General features: G+C 42.9%; 2 protein-coding genes and 1 pseudogene. 2 read left to right on the top strand and 1 reads right to left on the bottom strand.

Annotated elements, in window-relative coordinates:
• Positions 1-288 precede the first annotated feature (288 nt).
• Together AB4653_RS22755 and AB4653_RS22750 are read left to right on the top strand one after the other, a co-directional pair.
• Positions 289-693, top strand: coding sequence for a DUF2061 domain-containing protein (locus tag AB4653_RS22755; protein ID WP_009847723.1), 405 nt, complete (start codon positions 289-291; stop codon positions 691-693).
• A gap of 79 nt (positions 694-772) precedes the next feature.
• A complete protein-coding gene (locus AB4653_RS22750; RefSeq protein ID WP_102257864.1) occupies positions 773-1,678 on the top strand; it encodes a bifunctional helix-turn-helix transcriptional regulator/GNAT family N-acetyltransferase in 906 nt (301 codons plus the stop codon).
• Positions 1,679-1,772: 94 nt separating this feature from the next.
• On the opposite strand, the pseudogene AB4653_RS22745 reads toward AB4653_RS22750, so the two are convergent.
• A pseudogene (locus AB4653_RS22745) lies at positions 1,773-2,019 on the bottom strand (hypothetical protein); the annotation flags it as partial.

Genomic DNA, 2,019 nt, shown 5'->3' with positions numbered 1-2,019 from the left:
AGCTTGAAGGCTACCAAGAAACTCTTGTTAAGCTAGAAGAGCAAAAAGCGACTATTGCTGCGCTTTAAAGGTGAGTGAACGAGAAGACTTCGAACTTCTCGCTCTAAATAGAAAGGTTGGTCTTCGTGACCAACCTTTTTTTATGCCTCTCACTCCAAGTCTTATCGTCAGTCACTTATTTATTGATAGGTTTCATCTATCAAATTAATCTCTCCTTCCCATTAGATTTAATGATAATAATTCTCAATAATAGTTCTATCGAAACAACACAACGACTGAGTAATTATCATGAAAAAGACACTAACCTTTGCCGCATTACATTTTACTATCGCATTTAGTGTCGCTTATGTACTAACGGGCGATATCTTAATTGGTAGCTTAATCGCTATGATTGAGCCTTCTGTGAATACCGTCGCCTTCTATTTTCATGAAAAGGCTTGGGCTCAAGTTCCAGCGCTTAAAGCTCGTCAGTGGATGACTAAATTAAAAACAGCAAGCTTCGCTACTATCCACTTTAGTGTTGCCTTTACCGTTGTCTACTTATTGACTGGCGATGCCTTTGTTGGTGGTGTGATGGCAACGTTAGAACCCGCTTTGAATACCGTGGCTTACTACTTCCATGAGAAAGTTTGGCTACGAAAGGCAGAAAGCCAAACAACACAGCCACAGTTTTGTTTGCACCAACACGCTTAACCTAGAGAGTTTATTGTTGACATAGTTGCGGCGCGCAATTAAATTGTAGTTGTACATCGCAACCATATTGAGAGGCAACATGACTTCAGCACAACTTAGAGAATTATCACGTCAGCTCGTTCGACAGCTCGGAATGCTCGACAAAGATTGTGGTGATATTGCCCTACCTCCGATTCAAGCGCATACGCTTATCGAACTAGAGCAGCAGCCATTAACCGTGAATCAATTAGCGGATAAGCTCAATATTGATAAGTCCAACGCCAGTAGAGCAGTCAACAATCTAGCGAAGAACTCGTTAATTCAAACCTCGCCACACCCCAACGATAAGCGCAGTGTTGTTGCTTCAGTTACAGAACAAGGGATAAACACTCTTACCCAACTTCACAGTCAACAGAATCAGTTTTATGACTCGGTACTTGAGCGTTTAACGGAAGCGGAAACTCAACAAGTTTCGGGGGGAATTAAGCACTACCTTAAAGCACTGCAACAAAGCCACGCTTCAAGCGGTGTGGTGGTTCGTCCCCTACAACAGCAAGACAACACCGTAGTGGCCAATGTAATTCGCCAAGTCTCTTATGAGAACGGGCTAACTGAAGATAAAGGTTATGGTGTGGCCGATCCCACCTTAGAAGACATGTTCAGTGTTTATAACAATGAAAGATCTCAGTATTGGGTGATTGAACTTGATGGAAAGGTTGTCGGTGGTGGTGGATTTGCACCACTAGCCGGTATGCCAGAAGTCTGCGAACTGCAAAAAATGTACTTCTTGCCAGAAACCAGAGGCAAAGGCTTAGCGAAGAAGTTGGTTAATATGTCGATGGAGAAAGCTAAGGAACTGGGTTATCAACATATGTATCTAGAAACGACCGAATGCCTTAATGCCGCCGTTAAACTTTACGAAAAATTGGGCTTTGAACACCTTGATTCAGCTTGGGGAGAAACAGGCCATGACGCTTGTGAGGTTGTCATGGCCAAAACGCTATAATGTGTTTTTGAAATAGGGTTAGCGTCGGCAGTTCATTAGATGACAAGCGAGTGAGCAAATTGATTCATTACGTAACGGGCTAATTGAATAACCGCTAGTTACGCAAAAAGTTACTCACGCAAGAGGCTGGATTCAAGGCTACGAAAGAACTCTCTTTTTGCCCATCGAGTTCCACTTCTAACTGATATAAATGCTTAGGGTTGGGCTTCTCAAGGTTAAATACCATTGGAGCCTCAACCTGAAACACAACACCCGTATGTTCTGCTCGCACATCAATCGGCATCACGAGAGTCATACCATTAAACTTGATTGATGCCGATATTAACCCCGGCTTTAGCGTT

The sequence above is a fragment of the Vibrio sp. 10N.222.48.A3 genome, assembly GCF_041475345.1.
Classification (GTDB): domain Bacteria; phylum Pseudomonadota; class Gammaproteobacteria; order Enterobacterales; family Vibrionaceae; genus Vibrio; species Vibrio tasmaniensis_A.
This window is presented reverse-complemented; position numbering and strand designations above follow the sequence as displayed.